The sequence below is a fragment of the Aquabacterium sp. genome (genome assembly GCF_049274795.1).
Lineage (GTDB): Bacteria > Pseudomonadota > Gammaproteobacteria > Burkholderiales > Burkholderiaceae_C > Aquabacterium.
In genome coordinates this window covers 37,710-61,159 of sequence record NZ_JBASTH010000097.1, presented here as the reverse complement: position 1 = coordinate 61,159, position 23,450 = coordinate 37,710, and the positions used below count along the sequence as shown (strand labels likewise).

15 protein-coding genes, 1 tRNA gene and 1 riboswitch are annotated in these 23,450 nt (G+C 66.2%); of the genes, 12 read left to right on the top strand and 4 right to left on the bottom strand.

Features of this window, described 5'->3' with window-relative positions; all coding sequences use genetic code 11:
* Window positions 1-89: 89 nt before the first annotated feature.
* The 12 genes from WAQ08_RS16285 to WAQ08_RS16230 all read left to right on the top strand — a co-directional run bounded on the left by WAQ08_RS16285 (window position 90) and on the right by WAQ08_RS16230 (window position 12,193).
* The gene (locus tag WAQ08_RS16285) at window positions 90-866 is read left to right on the top strand and encodes a sulfite exporter TauE/SafE family protein (RefSeq protein WP_422192947.1); all 777 of its coding nucleotides are present in this window, start codon (window positions 90-92) and stop codon (window positions 864-866) included.
* 96 nt (window positions 867-962) lie between these two features.
* Window positions 963-2,672 (top strand): nitrite/sulfite reductase, encoded by a 1,710-nt coding sequence (locus tag WAQ08_RS16280; RefSeq protein WP_422192945.1) that lies wholly within the window; start codon window positions 963-965, stop codon window positions 2,670-2,672.
* 27 nt (window positions 2,673-2,699) lie between these two features.
* Entirely contained in the window at window positions 2,700-3,206 is a 507-nt protein-coding gene (locus tag WAQ08_RS16275) for a DUF934 domain-containing protein (protein WP_422192943.1), read from the top strand.
* A gap of 124 nt (window positions 3,207-3,330) precedes the next feature.
* Window positions 3,331-4,206, top strand: coding sequence for a phosphoadenylyl-sulfate reductase (locus tag WAQ08_RS16270; protein ID WP_422192941.1), 876 nt, complete (start codon window positions 3,331-3,333; stop codon window positions 4,204-4,206).
* Between the two features lie 9 nt (window positions 4,207-4,215).
* A complete protein-coding gene (gene cysD / locus WAQ08_RS16265) occupies window positions 4,216-5,175 on the top strand; it encodes a sulfate adenylyltransferase subunit CysD (protein WP_422192940.1) in 960 nt (319 codons plus the stop codon).
* Window positions 5,175-6,515 carry a sulfate adenylyltransferase subunit 1 gene (locus WAQ08_RS16260; protein ID WP_422192939.1) on the top strand — a complete coding sequence of 447 codons (1,341 nt, stop codon included), beginning with the start codon at window positions 5,175-5,177 and terminating at the stop codon, window positions 6,513-6,515. The genes cysD and WAQ08_RS16260 overlap by 1 nt, the downstream gene beginning before the upstream one ends.
* Window positions 6,516-6,540: 25 nt before the next feature.
* Window positions 6,541-7,365, top strand: coding sequence for a uroporphyrinogen-III C-methyltransferase (gene cobA, locus WAQ08_RS16255; RefSeq protein WP_422192937.1), 825 nt, complete (start codon window positions 6,541-6,543; stop codon window positions 7,363-7,365).
* 63 nt (window positions 7,366-7,428) lie between these two features.
* Window positions 7,429-7,752, top strand: a complete 324-nt coding sequence (gene fdxA, locus WAQ08_RS16250; RefSeq protein WP_422192935.1) for a ferredoxin FdxA — start codon at window positions 7,429-7,431, stop codon at window positions 7,750-7,752.
* 34 nt (window positions 7,753-7,786) lie between these two features.
* The gene (locus WAQ08_RS16245) at window positions 7,787-8,902 is read left to right on the top strand and encodes an NAD(P)/FAD-dependent oxidoreductase (protein WP_422192934.1); all 1,116 of its coding nucleotides are present in this window, start codon (window positions 7,787-7,789) and stop codon (window positions 8,900-8,902) included.
* 49 nt (window positions 8,903-8,951) lie between these two features.
* A riboswitch (TPP riboswitch) is annotated at window positions 8,952-9,062 on the top strand.
* Between the two features lie 116 nt (window positions 9,063-9,178).
* Complete coding sequence (locus tag WAQ08_RS16240; RefSeq protein ID WP_422192933.1) at window positions 9,179-11,431, top strand: TonB-dependent siderophore receptor; 2,253 nt, start codon at window positions 9,179-9,181, stop codon at window positions 11,429-11,431.
* 132 nt (window positions 11,432-11,563) lie between these two features.
* A tRNA-Asn gene (locus WAQ08_RS16235) sits at window positions 11,564-11,639 on the top strand.
* 215 nt (window positions 11,640-11,854) lie between these two features.
* Window positions 11,855-12,193: a hypothetical protein gene (locus WAQ08_RS16230; protein WP_422192931.1), complete on the top strand. Its 339-nt coding sequence runs from the start codon at window positions 11,855-11,857 to the stop codon at window positions 12,191-12,193.
* Here the strand turns inward: WAQ08_RS16230 and WAQ08_RS16225 are convergent.
* From WAQ08_RS16225 to WAQ08_RS16210, 4 genes are read right to left on the bottom strand one after another with little or no spacing between them, the layout of a single operon-like run.
* On the bottom strand, window positions 12,181-20,502 hold the full coding sequence (locus tag WAQ08_RS16225) for an LPD38 domain-containing protein (protein ID WP_422192929.1): 8,322 nt from the start codon (window positions 20,500-20,502) through the stop codon (window positions 12,181-12,183). The genes WAQ08_RS16230 and WAQ08_RS16225 overlap by 13 nt on opposite strands.
* A complete protein-coding gene (locus WAQ08_RS16220; protein WP_422192928.1) occupies window positions 20,502-21,659 on the bottom strand; it encodes a hypothetical protein in 1,158 nt (385 codons plus the stop codon). The genes WAQ08_RS16225 and WAQ08_RS16220 overlap by 1 nt, the downstream gene beginning before the upstream one ends.
* Window positions 21,656-22,786 (bottom strand): hypothetical protein, encoded by a 1,131-nt coding sequence (locus tag WAQ08_RS16215; protein ID WP_422192926.1) that lies wholly within the window; start codon window positions 22,784-22,786, stop codon window positions 21,656-21,658. Before WAQ08_RS16215 ends, WAQ08_RS16220 begins: the two co-directional genes overlap by 4 nt.
* On the bottom strand, window positions 22,767-23,417 hold the full coding sequence (locus tag WAQ08_RS16210) for a GNAT family N-acetyltransferase (RefSeq protein WP_422192924.1): 651 nt from the start codon (window positions 23,415-23,417) through the stop codon (window positions 22,767-22,769). Before WAQ08_RS16210 ends, WAQ08_RS16215 begins: the two co-directional genes overlap by 20 nt.
* Window positions 23,418-23,450: the final 33 nt, after the last annotated feature.

Below are 23,450 nucleotides of genomic sequence, written 5' to 3'. Positions count from 1 at the left end.
TATAGAACCTTTTTACAGTTCAGCCTCGTTCAAACTGCCTGGCATGGTGCCCGGCATCCTCAGCGCTCAGCGCAGCAAGTTCTTTAAAGATGTTCGATTGGACTGCGATTGCCGCGGGTGCCGGCGTGGGCCTCATTGTGGGACTGACCGGCGTCGGTGGTGGTTCCCTGATGACGCCCTTGCTGATTTCGGTCTTCCACCTCGACAAGGCGGTGGCCATCGGCACCGACCTGTGGTTCGCGGGCCTCACCAAGGTGTCCGGCTCGGTGGCCCACCACCGCGAAGGCCATGTGGACTACCACATCACGAAAAAACTACTGCTCGGCAGCATCCCGGCCAGCATCGCCACCATGGTGTTCATGCACATGGAAGGCATCAGCAAGAGCCGCGACAGCACCCTGGCCTATGCCCTAGGCATCGCCCTGCTGCTGACCGCCATCACCGTGGCCTTTCGCCCGGTGTGGCACCGCGTAGGCATGTGGCTGGAGCGCTGGATCACGCGCGAGCGTCGCCCGGCCATCACGGTGCTGTGCGGCGCCACCCTGGGCGTGCTGGTCTCGCTCAGCTCGATCGGGGCCGGTGCCCTGGGCGCCACCATGATCCTGCTGCTGTATCCGCGCCTGGACATGAAACGCCTGGTCGGCACCGACATCGCGCACGCCGTCCCCCTGACCATCGTGGCCGGCATCGGCCATGCCTCTCTGGGCAACGTGGAATGGGTTCTTCTGATCGAATTGTTGGCAGGTTCCATCCCCGGGATCTGGGTGGGCGCCAAGCTGACAAAGCAATTGCCTGAGACAATCACACGTTTTGCGCTGTGCATCTGCCTGGTCATCGCCGCCCGCAAGATTTTGCTGACGGCCTGAGGCGAGCCCCACCGCCCCGACCAGCCCCACGACAAGACACAGCCGCAAGCATCCTTTTTGACACATTGACGCCCGGTCGCCCGCCGGATTGATGCCATGTATCAGTACACCGAATTCGACAAGCACTTCGTCCGCCAGCGCGCGGCCCAGTTCCGCGACCAGCTCGAACGCAACCTGGCCGGCAAGCTGGGTGACGACGAGTTCCGCCCCCTGCGCCTGCAGAACGGCTGGTACGTGCAGCGCCACGCCCCCATGCTGCGCGTGGCCGTGCCCTATGGCGAACTCTCGTCCAAGCAGGTTCGCCAGTTGGCCCGCATCGCCCGCGAGTACGACCGCGGCTATGCCCACTTCACCACGCGCCAGAACGTCCAGTACAACTGGATCCCGCTGGTCAAGTCCGCCGATGTGATGGACCTGCTGGCCGAAGTGCACATGCACGGCATCCAGACCTCCGGCAACTGCATCCGCAACATCACGGCCGACGCCATGGTGGGTGTGGCCGAAGACGAGATCATCGACGCGCGCCCCTACTGCGAGGTGATCCGCCAGTGGTCCACCCTGCACCCCGAGTTCGCCTTCCTGCCGCGCAAGTTCAAGATCGCCGTCAGCGGCGCCACGGAAGACCGCGCCGCCACCTACTGGCATGACATCGGCCTGCACCTGGTCAAGAACGACGCGGGTGAGGTCGGCTTCAAGGTGCTGGTCGGCGGCGGCATGGGCCGCACGCCCGTGGTTGGCACCGAGATCAACGCCTTCGTGCCCTGGCAGCAGATCCTGGTCTACATCGAGGCCATCGTGCGCGTGTACAACCGCTACGGCCGCCGCGACAACATGTACAAGGCCCGGATCAAGATCCTGGTCAAGGCCGAAGGCCAGAAGTTCTTCGACCAGGTCAACGAAGAGTTCGACAACATCCTGACGCGCGACGTCGATGGCGCAGCCCACCTGATCCCGCAGGCCGAGTTCGACCGCGTGAACGCCGGGTTCAGCAACCCCGCCTCGGTGCAGGCCCACACGCCCACGGGCAACGGCCTGCCGGCTGATGCGAGCGACACCGACAAGGTTCAGTTCGGCAAGTGGATCGAGCGCAACGTGCGCGGCCACAAGGTGCAGGGCTACAAGAACGTCACGCTGTCCGTGAAGCGCCCGGGCCAAGCCCCTGGTGATGCCACCGACACGCAGATGGACGCCATCGCCGACATCGCCGACAAGTTCAGCGCCAGTGAAGTGCGCGTCACGCACGACCAGAACGTGCTGCTGCCCTGGGTGCGTGAAGAAGACCTGTTCGCCGTGTGGCAAGCCGCCAAGGCTGCCAGCTTCGCCGCGCCCAACATCGGCCTGCTGAGCGACATGATCGCCTGCCCCGGTGGTGACTTCTGCGCGCTGGCCAACGCCCGCTCCATCCCCATCGCCAACGAGCTGATCGAGCGCTACCAGGATCTGGACGAGCTCTACGACATCGGCGAGATCGACCTGCACATCTCCGGCTGCATCAACTCCTGCGGCCACCACCACAGCGGCCACATCGGCATCCTGGGCGTCGACAAAGACGGCACCGAGTGGTACCAGATCACCCTGGGTGGCTCCGATGGTTCCGACCACGCGCCCACCAGCGTGGCCGGCAAGGTGATCGGCCCCTCCTTCTCGGCCGATGAAGTGACCGACGTGATCGAGGCCGTGGTCGAGACCTACCGCAGCCAGCGCACTACCGCCGAAAAGTTCGTCGACACCGTCAAGCGCATCGGCCTGGACCCGTTCAAGACCGCCGCCAATGCCGTGCGCCGCACCACGGCCAAGGCCGCCTGATCCCGGTATCGAAGAAGGACACACACCATGAAATTCATCGACACCCATCACGACCAATGGCACACCGTGGGCGGCGAAGACGGCCCGATGGCCCACCCGCCCTGCAAGTCCTACAGCCTGCTGACCTTGGCGCAGTGGCACGCCGTGCGCGAATCGTGGCCCTTGCAGGGCACGCCTGACTACAAGCCTGTCGGCGTGATCGTGCCCAACGACGAAGACATCGAAGTGATCGAGGCTGATGTAAGCCGCCTGTCGCTGGTGGTGCTGCAGTTCCCCAAGTGGGTGGACGGCCGCGCCTACACGCAAGGCCACATCCTGCGCTCGCGCTACCGCTTTGGCGGCGAGATCCGCGCCACCGGCGAGGTGCTGGTCGACATGATGCCCCTGCTGGCCCGCACCGGTTTCGATGCCGTGGCCTTGCGCCATGACCAGGACCGTGCCGCCGCCGAGCGCGCACTGGGCTTCTTCGCGGCACGTGGCCACTACCAGGGTGACGTGCAAGTGACCAAGCCGGTGTTCGGGCGCGTGGCTTGATCGGCGTCCCCACGCTGATCGCCCTGCCCCGACCTTGATGCCCGTACGTTCCGCCCCGATCTGATCACGGTCAGCCTTTTCCACCGATAGCACTGACCGCGCAGACTGCCCCGAGGGATTCCCCATGAGCGACACCTCATCCCTGATCTCGACATTACCCTTGCCTGATGACACCGAAGGTGCCGTCTCGTCCATCGGCGGCCCGCCCCCCGCGGCCGGCTCGGCCATCAAGCTGTACGCCCGCGCCAGCGCCGATTTCGAGGCCAAGCTGGCCGACACCATCGCGCTGCTCAAGGCTGCGGCTGAAGAGCACCCCGGCCAGGTCGTGCAAGCCACCAGCCTGGGCGTGGAAGACATGATCCTGACGGACCTGATCGCCAAGCATCGGTTGCCCATCGCCATCGGCACGCTGGAAACCGGCATGCTGCACGCGGAAACGTCGGCCCTGATCCCGACCATCGAATCGCACTACGCGGCAGAAGGCCTAAAGGTCGAGGCCTACCACCCGCAGGCCGAGGCCGTGATCGAGTTCGTGCGCACCAACGGCGACAAGGCGATGTACAAGAGCATCGACCTGCGCAAGGGCTGCTGCGGCATCCGCAAGATCGAGCCCCTGGGCCGCATGCTCGCCAAGCGCACCGGCTGGATCACCGGCCTGCGCCGCGAGCAATCGAACAACCGCGGCGGCATGCTGGCCCGCGAGCAGGACGACAAGGGCCGCGCCAAGTTCAACCCGCTGATCGAGTGGACCTGGGGCGACGTGTGGCATTACGTGCAAGCCCACAAAGTGCCCTACAACCCGCTGCACGACCAGTTCATGCCCAGCATCGGCTGCGCGCCCTGCACCCGCGCCATCGCCGTGGGCGAGGACTTTCGCGCCGGCCGCTGGTGGTGGGAAGACGAATCCGCCAAGGAATGCGGCCTGCACGTGCACCAGCCCGATGAACCCGTGGCCGAAGAGCTGCCGCCGCTGGTCTCCAGCATCGAATCGAAGAACTGAAGCAACGCTATGAATGCCCCTGTGAACGTGAACCAATTGCTGGCGGATGTCGACCACCGCCACCTGGACGCGCTGGAAGAAGAAGCCATCTTCATCCTGCGTGAAGTGGCCGCCACCTTCGAGCGCCCGGGCCTGCTGTTCTCCAGCGGCAAGGACTCGTGCGTGGTGCTGCAACTGGCCGAGAAGGCCTTCAAGATGAAGAACGCCGCCGGCAAGCTCGAAGGCAAGCTGCCCTTCCCGCTGGTGCACGTCGACACAGGCCACAACTTCCCTGAAGTGATCGAGTTCCGCGAACAGCGCGTGAAAGAGATCGGCGAGCGCCTGATCGTCGCGCACATGGAAGACTCCATCAAGAAAGGCACCGTGCGCCTGGCCCACCCGCTGGAATCGCGCAACGGCCACCAGACGGTGACCCTGCTCGAAGCCATCGAAGACAACCGCTTCGACTGCCTGATCGGCGGCGCCCGTCGCGATGAAGAAAAGGCCCGCGCCAAGGAACGCATCTTCAGCCACCGCGACAGCTTCGGCCAATGGCAGCCCAAGGAGCAGCGCCCCGAGCTGTGGAACCTGTTCAACACCCGCATCAAGCCGGGCGAGCACTTCCGCGCCTTCCCCATCAGCAACTGGACCGAACTCGACGTGTGGCTCTACATCGCCCGCGAGAACATCCCGCTGCCCAACATCTACTACAAGCACGCCCGCCAGGTGATCCGCCGCAAAGGCCTGCTGGTGCCGCTGACCGAGGTCACGCCCGCACTCGAAGGCGAAACCGTCGAGACGGTCGATGTGCGCTTCCGCACCGTGGGTGACATGACCTGCACCTGCCCGGTGGAAAGTGAAGCCGCCAGCCCGGCCGACATCGTCGCCGAAACCCTGCACGTGACCGTGAGCGAGCGTGGCGCCACCCGCATGGACGACCGCACGTCCGAGGCCTCGATGGAGCGCCGCAAGAAGGAAGGTTATTTCTGATGTCTGCACAACAAGTTCAATGCCACGCCGACGAAGAAGTCGCGCACAAGGCCCTTCGCTTCCTGACCGCCGGCAGCGTCGATGACGGCAAGAGCACCCTGATCGGCCGCCTGCTGTTCGACAGCCGCGCCATCCTGGCCGACCAGCTCGACGCGCTGGAAAAGCGCGCCGCCGGCGCCCCCATCGACCTCTCGCTGCTGACCGACGGCCTGGAAGCCGAGCGCGAGCAGGGCATCACCATCGACGTGGCCTACCGCTACTTCGCGACCAAGACGCGCAAGTTCATCATCGCCGACGCCCCCGGCCACGAGCAGTACACCCGCAACATGGTGACGGCCGCCGCCGGCTCTGACGCCGCCGTGGTGCTGGTGGACATCACCAAGATCGACTGGAAGGCAAAAACGGAAACGACAGCCGTACCCCTGCTGGCACAGACCCGCCGCCACAGCCTGCTGGCCCAGCTGCTGCGCGTGCCTTCCATCGTGTTCGCCGTGAACAAGCTGGACGCCATCGAGCAGGACACTGAAACCGCGTTCAAGAACGTGGAAGCCTCGCTGCGTGCCTTCGCAGAACAGGCAGGCATCGAGGTGAAGGGCGTGATCCCCGTGTCGGCCCTGCGCGGCGACAACGTGACCACCCCCAGCGCCAACTGGCCCTGGTTCCAGGGCCCCACGCTGCTGCAGGTGCTGGAGCAACTGCCCGCCAGCGACGAGCGCCACGACGGCGCCCTGCTGCACCCCGTGCAGTACGTGACGCGTGACAGCGTGGGCGAAGGCGATGCCTCCGCTTCCGGCACCGGCCACCAGTACCGCGCCTTCTGGGGCCGCATCGCCCACGGTTCTGTCAAGGCCGGTGATGACGTGCAGATCTTCCCGAGCGGCCAGAGCGCCATCGTGGTTGAAGTGCGCCACGCCGCCGAGGTGGTCGACCGCTGCGAAGCAGGCCAATCCGCCGGCATCGTGCTGGACCGCCAGGTCGACATCTCGCGCGGCGACTGGATCGCCACGCCCGGCAGCATCAAGCCCACCGACCAGTTCACGGCCACGCTGGCCTGGCTGGACACCGAGCCCGCCGTGGTCGGCCGCAAGTACTGGGTGCGCCACGGCAACCGCTGGGTGCAAGCCCGCATCACCGCCATCGACAGCCGCCTGGACATCCACACGCTGGAAGACAACGACGCCGAGCAGATCGCCGTCAACGAGATCGGCCGCGTGCAGATCCAGACGCAGCAGCCCCTGCCGGTCGAGGCCTACCTGGACAACCGCGTCAGCGGTGCGCTGATCGTGGTGGATCCGACCACCAACCGCACCAGCGGCGCGCTGCTGGTCAAGGCCGCTTAAGGCTCGTCAAACACCGCCAACGCCCATGGACAGCAAGCCCTGCTCGCTCACCACCGCGAAGGTCGTCTTCATCGGGGCAGGCCCCGGTGAGGCCGACCTGATCACGGTGCGCGGTAGCCGCCTGCTGGCCCAGGCCCAGGTGGTGCTGTTCGATGCCCTGGCCGATCCGGCCCTGCGCGATCTGGCCCCCGATGCCGACTGGATCGACGTGGGCAAGCGCGGCTTCTCCGGCCAGCCGGGCAGCGATTTCAACGGCCAGACGCGGATCAACCAGTTGCTGGTCGAGCAATCGCTGGCCGTGGGCGCCATCCATGGCGAACGCGGCCTGGTCGCTCGCCTCAAGGGTGGTGACCCGAGCCTGTTCGGCCGCCTGGAAGAAGAGCTGCACGTGCTGCGTGAAGCCGGCATCGATTGCGAGATCGTGCCCGGCGTGACCTCGGCCCTGGCCGCCGCGGCTGGCACACAACGCCCGCTCACGCGGCGCGGCACCGGCCGTAGCGTCAGCTTCACCACGGCCATGACGCGCACGGGTGAGCTGCAATACGGCATGGGCCCGGGCCAGCGCGCCGACACCGAAGTCTTCTACATGGCGGGACGCCAGCTGGCGCCCCTGTCGAAGGGCTTGCTCGACGCAGGCTGGCCTGGCGACACCACCGTGAGTGTGGTTTCGCGCGCCGGCTGGCCCGACATGCTGCACACCGTCCACACTGTGGCCAGCCTGGACGATGCCAGCGAACATCACGCTGGCCGCCCTACCCTGGTCATCGTCGGCGCAGGCGCCACGGCCCTGCCCGACGAGCCTTTGCGCCACATCCCCCTACCCGCGGAAGGCGGTGGCCGCGCACCGTGAGGCGCAGCCCCGTAAAATCCCCCTTCTGTCGTTCACCAAACCCGTTTTCCAAGAGACCTTGTCATGACCCACGTCGTCACCGAAGCCTGCATCCAGTGCAAATACACGGACTGTGTGGATGTGTGTCCCGTGGACTGCTTCCGCGAGGGCCCGAACTTCCTGGTCATCGATCCTGATGAGTGCATTGACTGCGCCGTCTGCATCCCCGAGTGCCCCGTGAACGCCATCCTTCCTGAGGAAGACGTGCCCGGCGACCAGCAGCAGTACATCCAGATCAACGCCGAACTGGCCAAGGGCTGGCCCAGCATCACCAAGCGCAAGGCCGCCATGGCCACCGCCGACGAGTTCAAGGACAAGACCGGCAAGCTGGACCTGCTGATCCGCTAAAACGGAAATCCGAAAGCCAAGGCCTCACGCCCGCATGATCGAAACCGACGTTGTCGTCATCGGCGCGGGCCCGGTAGGCCTGTTCCAGGTCTTCCAGCTTGGCCTGCTGGGCCTGCGCTGCGAAGTGATCGATGTGCTGCCGGAAGCCGGCGGCCAATGCGTGGCGCTGTACCCGGACAAGCCCATCTACGACATCCCCGGTGTGCCCGTGTACACCGGGCGCGAACTGGCCGCGCAACTGCTCATGCAGGCGCGGCCTTTTTTGCCTGTCGATCCCGCCACAGGCAAGGCTGCTCATCTGCACCTTGGTCAGCAAGTGCTGTCTCTGGTTCAAGACGAGCAGGCCCAAGCACCTCATCGCTTCACGCTGCAGACCACCGCAGGGCAGACCTTCAAGGCCCGTGCCGTGGTGATCTCTGCCGGCGCAGGCGCATTCGTGCCCAAGGCTCTGTCCTTGCCGGGCCTGCCCGCTGAGGCTCCACCGCCCGCCAACGTGCATCACCATCTCCCTGTCGATGGCCAATGCGCGCCATGGGCTGGCCAGCACGTGGTGGTGGCCGGTGGTGGTGAAGAAGCCCTGCAAACCGTGCTGGACCTGGCTCAGGCAGCTGAAGCGGTACGCCCATCACACATCACCCTCCTGCATCGCCGTGACCAGTTCCAGGCCGATGCCGCATTGGAAGAGCCCGTACGAGCCCTGATCGCCCAAGGCCGCGTCGAACTCGCCCTGGGTGTACCGCAGGGCATCGAATTGGCCTGGTCGGATGCTGGCGTGAATGCGCCGCCTGCGCTCACGGCCATCACACTGCTGGGCCCCGACAGCCAGCCACGCACCTTGCCGCTGGATCACCTGCTCGTGCGCCTGGGCCTGAGCCCCAAGCTGGGCCCCCTGGCCGATTGGGGCCTGCCGCTGGAGCGCAAGCAGATCCCCGTGGACACGGCCAGCTACGCCAGCCCCATCGATGGCATCCACGCGGTGGGCGACATCAACACCTACCCAGGCAAAAAGCGCCTGCTGCTGTGCGGCTTCCACGAAGCCACACTGGCCGCGCATGCCCTGCTCGCACGCCTGTACCCCGATGCGCCGCAGCATCTGCAGTACACCACCACGAGTGCCCTGCTGCACCAGCGCCTCGGCGTGTCGCACTGAGCCCTGAGCGCTCTGCCCGCACGGCGCCGCACTTCACACTAAAATACACAACGTTTGCTAGGGGTGCCGCGCCCTTGCCCCAGGGTGATTGCGTGGCTGAGAGAGTCCCTTCGAACCTGAACGAGGTCATCCTCGCGTAGGGAAGCACGGTCATCCGCACGCCACGACACCGCCGCCCGCCATGGGCCACGCGCGCACTCGTGGGCCGCACGGCACGCCCGCATCCCCGGGCGATGAGGCCTCACCACCTGCATCCTGTGCTGGAGTTGTTGCCTCATGGCCCCTACGCGCCGCCTTCGTTCGTGCACCACCGTGTCGTGCACGCCTTCCCTGTCGTCCTGCCCCGCGCAGCGCCTGAGCGCGCCTGCCTGGGCCGCCTCGCTGCTGATCGGGCTGATGTCGGCCCAGGCCATGGCACAGACCCAAGCAGCGGCCCAAGCCAAGGCCACGGACGATGCCGCCACCACGCTGCCCACGGTGACCGTGGTGGCCCCCGCCGCGCGCGAAGCACGGGCCGGCATCAGCGGCCTGGCTGACACACCCGCCTGGAATGCCCCTGTGCAGGCCGTGCGCCTCACGCAGGATGTGCTCAAGGACCAGCAGGTGCAGCGCCTGGCCGATCTGGTCAAGCTCGACGCCAGCGTCAGCGATGCCTACAACACCACCGGCTACTGGGATTACCTCAGCATGCGCGGCTTCACGCTGGACAACGCCTACAACTACCGCCGCGAAGGCCTGCCGATCAACGCAGAGACACGCATCGCCCTGGACAACAAGGCCGCCGTGGAACTGCTCAAGGGCACCAGCGGCATCCAGGCCGGCGTGAGCGCCCCGGGTGGCTTGGTGAACCTGATCGTCAAGCGCCCTGAAGGCCGTGTGCGCACGGCAGAGATCGGCTTCACCGGCGGCAGCAGCGTGATGGCCGCTGTCGACATCGGTGATCGCTTCGGCACCGACCAGCGCTTCGGCCTGCGCGTCAATGCAGCCGCCGAAAGACTCGATCCGAACATCGACAACACCAAGGGGCACCGCCGCCTGCTGGCCCTGGCCGCGGACTGGGTCATCGCGCCGGGCAGCGTCATCGAGGCCGAGATCGAGCACAGCCTGTACCGCCAGCCCAGCGTGCCGGGCGCCAGCCTGCTGGGCAGCGCCTTGCCCTCGGCCAGCAGCTTCGATCCTTCGCGCAACCTCAACAACCAGCCCTGGGCCTTGCCCGTGCAGATGGCCGGCAACACCGGCACCCTGCGCTGGAAGCAGGATTGGGGCACGAACTGGCAATCGGTGCTGACCTATGGTGAGCAGCATCTGCGATCTGATGACCGGGCTGCGTTTCCCTCTGGATGCAGCAAGGACGGCTTATTCGGTGTGTATGACCGCTACTGTGGCGACAGCACCTTCGATCTGTACGACTACCGCTCCGAAGGCGAGCGTCGCACTACACGCGCACTGAACGCCCAACTCTCGGGCGAACTGAGCACCGGCACGATCAAGCACGCGCTGCGCATCGGACTGCTTCGCAGCATCCACACCACCGACCTCAACACGGCGGCCTTCACCTATGCCGGCGAAGGCAACATCAATGGCAGCTACGGCGCCTACCCAGCGACCGCAAAGCCCGACTTCGCCAACACCGATCGCCACGAGCGCAGCACAGAGCTCAGCATCAGCGACTCGATCACCTTCTCGGAACAATGGAGCGCCTGGGCAGGCCTGCGCCATACCTGGCTCAAGCGCCGCGTGGCACTCACGGAACCAGGCATCGCCGATCCAGCCTCGCTGGATCAGCAGGTCACCACGCCCTGGCTGGCCGTGGGCTACACGCTGGCGCCCCGCACACAGCTCTACGCCAGCTGGGGTGAAGGCTTCGAAGCCCGCACCGCCATGAGCACGCCTTCGGTGCCCTACGCCAACGCGCCGCAAGCCTTGCCCGTGCACAAGAGCCGCCAGATCGAGATGGGCATCAAGGCCCAGCGCGATCATCTGCAATGGGGCGCCAACCTGTTCCGCATCGAGCGCCCTGAGGCCGGCCCTGTCAGCAACGTCGGCGGCGGTACTGACTATGTGTTCGATGGCCACTCGCTGCACCAGGGGGCCGAGGGCTTCGTGCAGACGCAGCTCGGCGCATGGGGCTTCACCGGCAGCGCCATGGTGATCGACGCCAAGCGCCGCGACACGCAAAGCGGCCTCGATGGTAAGCGCCCTGTGAACGTGCCCGAACACACGCTCAAGCTGTCTGGCAGCTACCGCTGGGCCGCACCCCTGCCGATCACGGCACAGGCCGATCTGGTGCACGAAGGCCGCCGCTGGGTGGACCCGGACAACACCGTGCGCCTGCCCTCATGGACCCGAGTGGACGTGGGCCTGAAAGCCCAGCAGCGCGTGGACGGCAGCAACCTGACCTGGCGCCTGGGCGTGGCCAACCTGTTCGACAAGCGCGCCTGGCGCGAAGCGCCCACGCTCACCGGCCACATCTACCTGTTCCCGCTGGCCGAGCGCACCGTGACAGGATCATTGCAGGTGGACTTCTAAACCGTGTTGTCGCACACGGCACACAGGTGGTGCCAATCAGGGCCCACCTTGCGTGGCCTGCGAAAACCATGCTATAGTTTCGTTCTCGGTTGATCGCTGCAACACACCGAAGCAGCTAGCAAACAACCCTGATCCCCGATAGCTCAGTCGGTAGAGCGCCGGACTGTTAATCCGTAGGTCCCTGGTTCGAGCCCAGGTCGGGGAGCCAAAATAAGCTAATGAAAACAAGGCCTTGCAGAAACGCAAGGCCTTTTTTCTTTGTGCGCTCGCAACACGATATGAGAGCCGATAAGAGAGGTGTCTCTTATCCAGTGGTCCTTGCGCAACAAAATCAAAGCCCACGAGACGCCAATTTGTAGGCTTCAAAACGTCCGGGCATTTGCCCAGAAGGCCCTGACTCAGAAGCCCGGCATACTGGCAGCCATGTCGCCTACACCCCAGCCCATCGACTGGCATAGAGCATTCATCTGGTGTTTGAAGGCCGGCGCCGTGGGCGTGCTGCTGGTGATCATCGGCCGCGTGGCCGATGTCCCATCGCTCATCAGCCTCGGGGGCTGGATGCTGGCGCCCACCCTGGTGGTGGCCGGTGGGGCTTGCCTGCTGGTGGTGATGGGCGCCCCTGCATTCCCCATCTCCTGGCTGCTCGAGCGAGCGCCCAAGGAACTGGCATGGCTGTGGATCGCCCTGTCGGCCGTCGTGATGCTGGCCTGGTGGACTCTCTGGCTGGGCTTCATCTGGGCCCAGATCCGTCACGGAGCCTGATCCGCCTCCAGCGTCTGGTTCACCGCGCGGTTCACCCCGTCGTACACATCCCGTCGCTCGCGCTCCCAACCACGCAGGCTGGCGTTCTTGGCGGCGCTGCTCATGTCATCGTCCTCGATCACGCGGATCTCTTCCTTGCGGATCTTGGTCAGGCGCTGGCGGGCTGTCTGGGCGGTCTTGCCCAGATCGGCCAGTGGCCCGGCTGCATCGCGGATGGCCTTGGCCGCCCGCTCATCCCCTGCCTTCTCCGCCCGCTTGAGGGGTTCTGCCACCTGCTCGATCTGTGACAGCCGGTCATAGGCCAGAGCCTGGGCCTGCTGCGTGTCGACTTCACCGTACAGCTGGCGCACGAAGGGAGCGCGCCACCACTCGAAGCTGTCCCGGTTCACGCCCTGCGTGACGAGGGTGTCGGCTAGGCTGGACAGGAATGTTGTCACGCCGCCGCCGTAACCGCGCGCCACGTTCTCGATGGCGGCCGGCGTGACCGAGATGGCCCCCTCGTGGTAGAGGCTGCCCCCGGTCTTTTCGTTGAGCCAGCGCGCCACGCTGTGCTTCCAGGTGCCCTTCTGGGCGCCCCAGACTTTCTCCGAGTCGGGCAGCTTGTCCTGCCCCATGCCCTCTGGGTAGAGCTGCCCACCGAACGAGTTCACATTGAGCACGGCTTCCATCACGGGATCGAGCGCATCCGGCACCGCGATCATGGCGGAGGCCTTCGGGTTGTCGAAGGACGGCGCCACGTCACTGACCGGCACCCACGCGCCCACGAAGGCCTTCAGGATCCGCAGGGCACCCTTCCCAGGGGAGACACCACGCACCGGGTCGGATGTGTTGCGCAGCATGTCGGCCGAGGTCGTGGCCATGGCTGCGAACGCGTTGAAGCCATAGGGCAACGGGATCTTGATGTAGCGGCCATGCTCGGTGCCGGGCACCGTCTCGCCACGGTCCACCCCAGGCGGCAGCATGATCACCAGGTTGCGCTCCTTCACCTCGGGCGGCACCTTGTCCCAGTAGGCCATGCCATCGCCCTCGTCATCCCCGCCGACCATCGCGTTGGCCAGGGCCAGGCCGAAGACCCCCGCCATCCCTGTGCCGATGGTGGCGAGCACTTCCTTGCTGCGCATGGCCTCGACCATCCGGGTGCTGCCCTGGATGGCCGGATTAAAGAACAGGAACCAGGCGCTCAGCACCGGCCCCATGGAGCCCCTGCGGTTGAAGTTCACCGTGATGTTCTTGGCGATGCTGGAGGCCTGCGCCACGGACTTGCCCGACTCCCGGGCCGCTTTGAACGCTGCGAAGCGCGTGGCGTTCTCCACCGCGCCGTTGTAGCTCTCGATCGCGTCCAGCACCCGGCGCACGGATCCGCGCGATCGGCGCCAGACGGCCTTCGTTTTGGCCCAGCCACCTGGCGTGGCCACCGCCGTACGCCATTTCTCCGACTCGGCCGCGACCTGTGCCAACTCCTGGGCGTACCCTTCAATGTCCTTGAAGTCCATGAAGCCAGTCTTGCCACCAGTGCTCCGGTACTCGTCGTAAGCCTTGGAGGGCTTACCACGGACCTCGGCCATGAACGCCTCACGGTAGGCGTTGGGAAGGTTGCCCAACAGCTTGCCAGCGCCTGAATACCCGGCCACGCCCACCATGTTGATGGCGCCGGCTGTCACGTCACGCGCGCCGTTGAGCACCGTGAATACCGGGTTCAGCGAGGTGTACATGCGCGAGAGCAGACGGTTTGCCCACTGGAGCCCGCCGATCACGAACGGCAGGCTGGCCTCGTCCTGCAGGTTCTTGAGCTGCGTGAGCAGCGCTTGATCCTTGACCGTGATGTAGATGGTCTCGCCTGCGTCCTTCAAGGCCACCGTGTTTTCGGGCGCCTTGTTGATCGCTTCGTGCTCCACCACCTCTTCACCGCTCGGCGTGCGATGGATGCCCCGGCGGCGCTCCACCGCATTGATCTCCCAGAGACTGGGGTCCGGGTTGTCAAGCACGAACTGCCCAAAGCGACGCAGCACGTCATTCTTGCCAGCACGGATGTGTACGCGGGCCCGATCCTGCAGGATGTGCTCCACGATGTTGCCGGCCAGCGACTTGCGGCCCATGGCCCGGATGGACTCCTTCCCCCGGATGTCGAAGCCACCACCTGTGCCGCGCCGGCTGCCGTCGTCGTTGATGTAGCCCCGCAGCGGCACATAGTTCTTGTAGGCGTCCGTCCACTGGTTGAACTCGGCCTGGCTGATCAGCCCCGCGTCCAGCAGCGCTTTGCGGGTGGCTGCCGTCCACGTGCGCAAGGTCGCTGCATGCTTCTCCAGCGCAGGCCGTAGACCAGACTGGGCGGCATCGTCCAGGATGGCCTGGGCCTGATCGTTCGTCATGCCCGAGCCGCCGTCCTCGAACTTCGGATTGATCTTGGCGATTTGGGCGTTGCGCTCGGGCGCGTGCTGCGCGTAGGCATAAAGGGCCACGTCCGACAGCTCCAGACCGTCCTTCTTCACGGCCTTGACGAAGTCCTGCACCTCGCCCTTGAAGTCGTCGAGCTGGGCGCCGACGATCCCCCAGTAGCGCTCCTCGGCCTGGTAGAAGTCGTTGGCATCGGTGACGGTGCCGCCCTGCTGGCGGACAGCGTCTACGGCCTGCTTCCAGCGGTTGTAGCGATTCTGGATGGCCTCGATCACCTTGCCCGTGCGGCCAAACTCAGGCAGCGCGAAACCGGCCTTCACGCTGAAAGCGATGTCTGGGTCTTCAGGGTCGAAGGTGCCTCGGTTCCCCGTGGCACTTTTGATCTGCTCTGGACCGGTCGCCATCCACACGGTCTTCCCGCCAGCGCCGCTGAAGTTATCGGCGTGGATGCCATCGAAGCCAGCAGACCGCAGGTTTTCAAGCACTGCGGCGTTGAACTCTCGCGGTTGCTCTGATGGATCGAATTTTCGACCGGCCTCGCGGCGAGCCGAGGCGAAGTCCTGCATCGTGCCAGGCTTCTTGATCGAAAGGTAGACCGGCATGGTAGTGGTGCCGAACGCACCGGCGCTCTGCGGGTCCGTGGTGAACCACGAGCCGGGTGTGCCGCCACGAGCAGCGTCGAAGGTGGAGATGTCGGCCGACGTCCCGTGGAACACCACCAACGGAGCCCCGTCAACGCCTACAACCTTGCTGTCGCCGAACCACCGGCGGAACGCCGGGCTGTCGGTTACCGGGCCTTGGCCAGGATCTGCTTCGCCCGGGCGCTGTCGGCCTTCGCTTCCTGCCGCAGTGATTCGATCTCGGACTGCGTCAGGCGATTTGTGGCGGGCGAGGTAGCGGGCTTCGCTTTCGGTGAGCGAGTCGAAGCCCCGGCCGGTTGCGGCGCGGAAGGCGGGTTCGACTTCAGAGTAGAGCTCACGGACTTGCTTCAGGAGGGTGGGGTCGAGCGTCAGTTTGGCACTGTAGCCCTTGCCGGTCAACGCGACGACGGCAGCGACACGGCCACCATTCTGCCGGATGTGGCTGGCCAGGGATGCAAAGGTGCCCCCTTGGGTGAGCGTGTCATCGACCAGCACGTAAGCCGCGCCCGGCACCACGTGCCCATCGAATTCGGGCGAGGCGAAGATTCGGCCCAGGCCATCCATGGCGGTGCGGAACGCTCGGGTGGATTGCACGATGTCCTGGCCGGCCGTGGCGCCGTCGCCCAACTCGGCGGCCAGCACCTCGGCTCCGCCGCGTGGGATCTTGTTGCGGCCGGTGGCCTCCACCGCATCGACCGGCTGCACGATCACCGGACCAGATGCCTGGGCGCGCACCTGGGCCACCAGGTCAGGCGTCACCAGGTCGCGCGCCAGCCGTATGCCGGCATCGAGGTCGCCAGCCTTGGCCGCCTCGTAGTCGGCATGCTTGGTGGCCGCAGACAGCGGGTGCACCACGATGGCATCCGGCACGGCTACCGGCTCGTCGGCACGCTGCGAGAACGCCGGCACGGTGCCGCCCTGGGCGGTGCGACGCACAAAGCGGATCTCCTGCCCAGCCGGAGTGACACCGGTCTCGATCGAGGAACGTGCATCGCGCAGCAGGGCCAGCACGTCCCACTCGGTGGCCGACCGTTCGACCAAGTCTGCCAGGCGCGTGAGCCCCCACTCCCTGGCCAGAGCCACCACCGAAGCCTTCAGGTCCGACAGATAGGCCTTGAAGCGGGTCAGCGCGCTGGTGTCGTTGCGCTGGGCCAGAAAGGCCAGCATCTCGTCCATGATCAGGGCTTGCCGCTGGACGTCGGGCAAGGCCTCGCTGCCCCGGATGTAGGGCTGCAGTCGGTCCCACACCGAGGTGCCATCGCCCATGTCGTGCTTGGCTGTCAGCTTGCGCACGCCAGGCAGCCCGCCCAGCTCCTGCCAGGTCTTACTCAGAAGATCCACATCACGTTTGCCGCCGTTGAGCATGTAGGTGCCCAGGTGCCCCAGCACCTCGTGGAACAGCACAGCTTCTGCCTGGGCCTGCGACCGGATGTTTGGGCGCAGCAGGTAGACTTTGCTGCGATGAAGAACCCCTTCCGTCTGGTCAAGCTGCAGGCCCTTCTCACGCGCCGACCGCACAACCTCAGAGGGGAAGTCGTCTACGTGTTCTGCGATGACGAACTGCTTGACGCTCAGGGCCTTCCATCGGCTGACCAAGCTCTCGACCACACCACCGAGTTCTTCTCGACTGATGGCCGGCATTTGGGTCGGCGGGTCGATGGCAATGCTGAAGGCTGAATCCCCCGCGTCCTCGCGCGCCTTGATCGCTTTCGAGAAGGCTTCGGCCATCGCGGTGGGCGCCTCCAGCTCAGCAGCCCGGGACAGGCCTGCAGCCTCATCGGCCTGCTGGGCCTGCGCATCGATGACGATCGCATCCTGCTCATCCTGCTTCTGGGCGTCACGGGCCTGCCACGCGGCATCCTCCTCCGCAGCCTTGGCCTCAGCAGCCTGGGCCTGTCGAGTCGGCTCGCCCAGCGACTCGATCACCTGGCTGGACACGGTGCGGCCGTACGTCACCCCACGTGTGCCAGAGATGCCACGCACGCCCGGAAGCGCCTTCTTGATCGCGCCAGAGTTGCCCAGCACAGTGATCGTCCCGTCAGGCCGCGTCTCGACCTCGAAACTGCCAACCCGTCGCGTGGTGGAATCTTGGGCATTGGCCTGCTGCACACGCGCGGCGCGGGGCTTCGCGGGCGCTGCGGCCGACCCGCCCGCCCGTTCGAATGCTTCCTGCATGGCAGTCGGCGCGCCGCTGTCGGCTGCGCGGCCTGAGGCCACGGCGGCAGTGGCCTGCTCGTCGCGGGCCTGGTCGAGGATTGCCTGCTCCTGCGCACCACGGTCACCGGCGCGCTGCCGGTACATGGCATCCGTCTCCCGGCGCTTAACCTCTGTCGCAGCCGCCCGGCGCATGTCCTCGCTGGCCGCGCTGGTGGTCTTAGACAAACGCAGCAACTGCCCGGTCTGCATGCCGGCCACACGATCTTGGCGGGCGGTTTCGCGCCGCTGCAACTCGCCCTGCGCGGCATTGCGGATCTCCGGCCGGGCGGACTCCATCTCGCTGAACTGGCGCAGCTGCCAGGCCGGCATGGCCTTGATGGGCTTGCCAAGCACCGAGGTCAGTGCCGTACCATCTCCGCCTCCGGCATTTCGAACAGGTGCACCGTCTGGCACAGCGGCCACAGGGGCTCGGGCAGCACCACCCACTCCTGGCTGCTGAGCAGCACCTGATCCTGAATCAGCCACGCCTGTGCCAGCGTCAGCGCTCCCCCGAGTACTGCGTCCTGCAGGTAGCCCATCAGGGGCAGTTCCGTTGCCACGTGCGATCTCCTGTTGCTTGGGCGCCAGGTCGCCCAGAGGCTCCTTGAGGCGCCCGGACTTCGCCCAGGCCTTGAACGCCGCCAGCGGCAGGCGCGTGATCGCGCCCTCGCCCTGCCAGTTGGCGTCGTAGTTGCTCCGGTAGAGCGCCGAGGCCTCGGCCTCGTCACGCGCGCCCATCACCACCTTGTGTTCGTCCAGCTTGCCGGTCTTGGGGTCGATCTGGTCGACCACGAACACAGGCCCCTTCCAGTCCTCTGGCGTGCCAGGCTTCACGAACACGTCGAGCGCATCGCCATCCGCGGCTTCGGTACCAGGGAAGTAGCCGTAGTGCGACTGCATCTCCGTTTCCCAGGGGGTGCCATCCGGGGCCACGCCGCGGCGCTTGGAGCCCTGGGGGTTCTCAATGCGGATGTCCATGCCCGCCACACGAGCGCGCCCAACCTTGTAGTTGCCGGCTTCCTTCTGGGCCTGGGTGGGTTCAGCGCGGGCGTTCGTCGGGCTGGTGGCGGCCTGGTGCGCGCCGATGTCCACCGGAGATGTGAGCGCTGCGGTAGCAGCCTTGGCCAAGCTGCCCTGCTGGATCTGCGGCACGCTCGCAGCTACGTCCTCTGCCAGCCCTGTAACGGTTGCAGGATCCTCGGTTCTATCTGACTGCTCGACAGTTTCGGGAGGCACGGGCGCCGGCGGCTGGGCAGATGGCTTTGGAGCCGGCGCGGCCGCGGGTGCAGTTGCCACCGGCTCAGGCGGCGGCTCCATCGGGCCATCGAACACGCCCAGCACGTCCGGGTCAACCTCCGAGCCGAACATGCCCCGGGCCTGGAAGGCAGCAGCGGCGCGGCGGAGGAATGGGCCGAGGTCTTCCAGCGGGCGGCCATCAGCTGCCTTGATCGTGGCGTCGATGGCCTTGGACGAGAGGCCGAACTTGGCACCTAGGTCGCGGAACATCTCCGCTGTCTTGCTGCGGCTGACGCCCGGCTTGTCCGTGGTGAGCGGCGGATCGACATGGAAGCCCTTCGCGCGGGCGATGTCCCAGGCCGTGGCCTGGGGCGCCTGATACGGCAGGCCCAGCGGCCGGGCCACGGACGCTTCGATCTCGGCTGCCATCTGGCGCGCCGGGTCGGCTGCTCGGGCCTCGGCAAGGTTGCTGCGCACTTCCAGCGGGCCGGTGGCAGCTTCACCGAGACCTTCCAGCAGGATGTCGGCCGGCTTGAAGTCGCCAGTCAGGGCCTGGCCAACAGCCTCGCCACCGGCACCTCCGGCCACCTGCATGCCGAGTTCCTTGGCCCAGGCGCCCACGGTGGCTCGGCGCGCAGCATCTCCAGACAGCTTGCCCGCCTGGATCTGCCGCAGGGCTGGCTGCAGGAACTTGCCGGCCAGGCCCGCCGTCAGGGCGTCGATTGCCCCGATAGCCAGGCCCCGCTTCGTAGCGTTCGCCTTGATCTGCTCGACCGTGGCCGGATCGTTCAGCGCCCGAGTCACCTCGGCGGCGTTGACCATGTCCACGCCCTTGTCGGCCAGCGCATCGGCCATGGCACCGCCAAACTCTATGGCGCCAGAATTCCCGCCCATGACAGCAGCCAGGCCCGCAGCTGGCAGGCGGGCACCGGTGGCGGCCAAGGCCGGCGCGGTGAGCAGCACCGATTCCGCCAGCAGCGTGAACGTGGCGGCTGGGTTGCTGGCCAGCGCAACAGCGGCATCGCCAAATGTCTTGGACTGACCGATCTGCTGCAGGCCTTCCTGGATCCGCTGGCCGGGCATGGCGGCCTGGATCTTGCGCTCATCCTGAGCGATCAGCGGCGCCGCATCGTCCGCGTCGAACACGCCCGTGTTGAGCATGGCGCCTGTGACGATCTGTCCACCACGAGCCTTGACCCGTCGCACCAGATTGCCGGCCCCCTCGGCCATGCCCGGCTCGGTGCCACGCATCGCTGGCACACCGCTGCGGCTTACTGCGTTGTCGCTCGGCGGCTGGGCCGCCAGACCCGGCTGGGCGCGGAAGTACTCGCTGCCGCGTTGCTGCCCGCGGGCGGCGATGTCCTGCTGGGTGATGCCCAGCCGGCGAAACCCATCGAACACCTGCGCCTTATCAGCACCTTCCTCCAGGAGGTTGACGGCATCGTCCAGCGCCTCCATGCGCGAGGCGTACGGCTTGGCGACCTTCGGTGCAGGCGCCGACGGATCCACGACTGGAGGGTTGATCTTCCCCCGCCCGGCCCCGTGGCCAGGATCGAATCCACGCCCACCGAGAACAGCCGGTCGAGCTGCATCACGGGCCACCGCTGCCTGTGTCCACTGCGAGGGGTCAGCGAGCGCCCCAAGGGCACGCCGGCCGCGCTCGAGCATGCCGGGTGCAGGGGCGGGTGCAGGAGCAGCAGCGTCGCGCTGCTCGGTCACAAGGTCGTCATACGCTCCGTACCCGCCCGAGCCAGGTGCAGGAGCCTGTGCTGGTGCGGCGCCATCATCATCGTCCTCGGTCTCGCCGGCGAGGTCGGCATACGCACCCAGGTCTCCGCTCATCAGAAGTCCTTGCCCGTGCGGGCCTTGAAGCGTTCCTTGATCGCCGATGCCGCGCCAGGGTTGGCCTTGATCGCTGCGGCTGCCTGCGCGCGTTCATTCAGCACCCGGTTCGCCGCACTGGGGTTTGCTGCGGGCCCGCCGAGCGTGCGCCCCCCCCCCTTGGCCACGGTGGACGCACCGCCCTTGCCGTCGGGCTTGACCAGGGTGGCATCGGCTCCGAGCACCACTGGCTTGAGGTCGTTAGTCTGCCGATCCTGTGAGCTACGCGCAGCAATCTCCCCTAGCGACAGACGACTTTTTTGTCGGTTAGTCTCACGCTCAGCCTCTTGCTTTCCCTGCGATTCCCGGATGCCCTGATCGGCCTTGTAGCGCTCCAGCATCTGACGCGCTTCGTACTGCATGACCATCTTCGGGTCAGCCACCGACATCCGGAATTTGTTGAAGCCTTCGGCGTCCATGACGGTCGCCTGCTCTTCGCCCGTGGCTGGGTCGCGGCGCACGAACTGCCAGCCCTGCTTGCCATCGACGCCCTTCGTGGGGCTGGCAGACACAAATTCCATCCCGTCATCAATGAGCGGGTAGACGGCCTTGGCCCACTCGGAGGGATCAGAGTTCATGGCGAAGCGCTGGTTGGCCTGGTCCAGTCGCTCAGTGCGCACCTGCGCGCGCATGTTGGCTTCCTTGCCCCAGTCGTCCATCCAGTACTTCGCGTCGATGCCCGAACCCATCAGCGCCTTGCGACGGGCTGACAGCGCCTGCAGGATACCCTCACGCTCGTCGGCCTTCGGCTGCGTGGTGCGAGTCTCGGTACCGCCCACGGGCTGGGCACCACCCAATGTCAGCGACTGGGCCAGCCCGCCGGGCTGGGCCTGCTGCTCAAAGGAGACCGGCCCAGAAGACTGATCCAGTCCTTTGCCGAAGCCTGGCGCTGCGGCCACATCCGCGCTGCTCAGCGTGGCCCGTGTCTCGGTCTGTGGGGCCTGGTCCTTCTGCCACTGACGCAAGCTCTCCTGGCCGGCCTTGTTCGCCTCGTCCATGGCCTTTCGAAGGCGCTCCTCGTCTGCCATCGCGGCGTTGTTGCGAGCCATCCGCTGGCCGCGCTCCAGCCCATCGACAAACCCATTGGCAGCCGCTCCCAAACTTCCCAGAATGCTCATGTGGCCTCCGCAAGTAACCGACGGCGGGGCGCGCCGCTTCCTCCACCGATCGCGTCGAGCTTGCGCACGACGCCCTGCACTGCCGCGCGCAGCGTGCCAAGCTCGGTGGCCACGTCCAGCGTCTTGCCATTACCCAGCCCGTTGGCTTCCGCCACGGCCTCGGCCATGGGGCCGAGTCGAACTTGGTCGTCGCCCAGATAACGCCAGGCCTTCACGGGCGTGCGCACTACAGCGTCAAGCGCCGCATCCGGATCGACATCGCCGCCCACCTCCTTGAAGTCCTGGCTGGACAGCAATCCACCGCTGGCCATCATGCTGCCAAGGATCGAGTTCGAGCTGCTGCCCAGCAGAGTGCCACCTAGTGATGCCAGACTTGACCAGCCAGCGTTCGACTGTGCGTTCGCTGCCAGTTGAGTGTTGGCGGCCCCCAGCGCGAGATTGCCCGCCGAGGACGTGGCGCCCGTAGCACCGCTATAAAAGCCCTGTGACGGCGCCAACGAACTGCTGATGGCGGACTGCTGCTGGCCCACAGTGTTTCCTGCCTGGTTGCCCGCTTGCATGGCCAACTGAGCGGTCTGAATGCCGGTGCTGGGCATGTTGCGACCAAAGCGCGCCGCGTTGTCTACGAGCGAGATGCCGGTCTGCTCGACCTGCTTTCGTGCGTTGTTCTCTGCAGAGGCCGTGGCCTTCGCCTCATCCATGCGATTGCCTGCCAGCAAGGCCAACCCCTTGCCAGATCCGACTGTCACATTGGCACGGCCGAGGTCACGATCCAGCGCCTGCCGCTTCAGGTCGAACTGCTGCGCCATCCCGGCGCCTGCAGCCTGCGCCTCTTGTGCACGACGCTCCGGCGTGTCGTAGTTCATGGCCGTGGTGGCCAGCTTCTCCTCGGCAGGCTTGAACAGATCCTGGTAGGTCTTCCACTGATCAGCGCTCTGAGCGGCGGCCGTAGTCTGCTGGTCCAGGCTCGACTGGATCAACTGCTTGAACAGCGGGTCGTACTCGGCGGCACGGGACTTGGCGTCAGCGTACTGCTCGCGAGCAAGCCCAAGCTGCTCGCGTCCGATCTCCGCGTTCTGTTGCGCTGCGGCGTTTACGCCGCTCATGTCAGGGCTGTCCGAGCACATGGCTGGGCTCCTTTCGGGGGAAGACTTTCACAAAGCGCGTGGCGAACTCGCGATAACCCAGACGCCGCATCAGCACGTCAGCCCGGTTCACCAGCTTCGAGTCGGCGCGGATCTCGCGCACACCGAGCTGGCCCACCAGCACGGCTTCGGCGTAGCGCAGCAACTTGATGGACAGCCAGCTCCCGCGGTGGTCCGGGTGAATGAAGAGCGTGTCCTCGTCGGACGTGGGCTGAGGCTCACCGAAGGGGGTGCTGCTGTGCATGGACATGCCCACGTACATCCGCAGGTTACCCACCAGCACGCCATCGCGGCGGACCGTGAACTGCACCAGACGGCCCTGGCGCTCCAGAAGCTTCATCTGACCGTAATCCGGGCACAGCGGCAGGCCATGCCGATGCTTCTCCGTCTCCTGCCAGTGCAGTTCATGCAGGCCGTGCAACTCGTCCAGAATGTCCCGCAGTCGCTCGACCTGTATGGTGAATCCGTCTACATCGAGGGGAGCGAACTGCTCGGGGGGGCGGCACAGATCCTCCCCGCCCATCGCGATGAACTCAATGCGCGCCGCCACGGTCGGTGTCAGCTCCTGGCCAACAAAGTGACCCAGGGCAGCGCGGAGCAAGTGCAGGTTCATGCTCCGATGATCTGGGGGGCGCCGCAATATTTG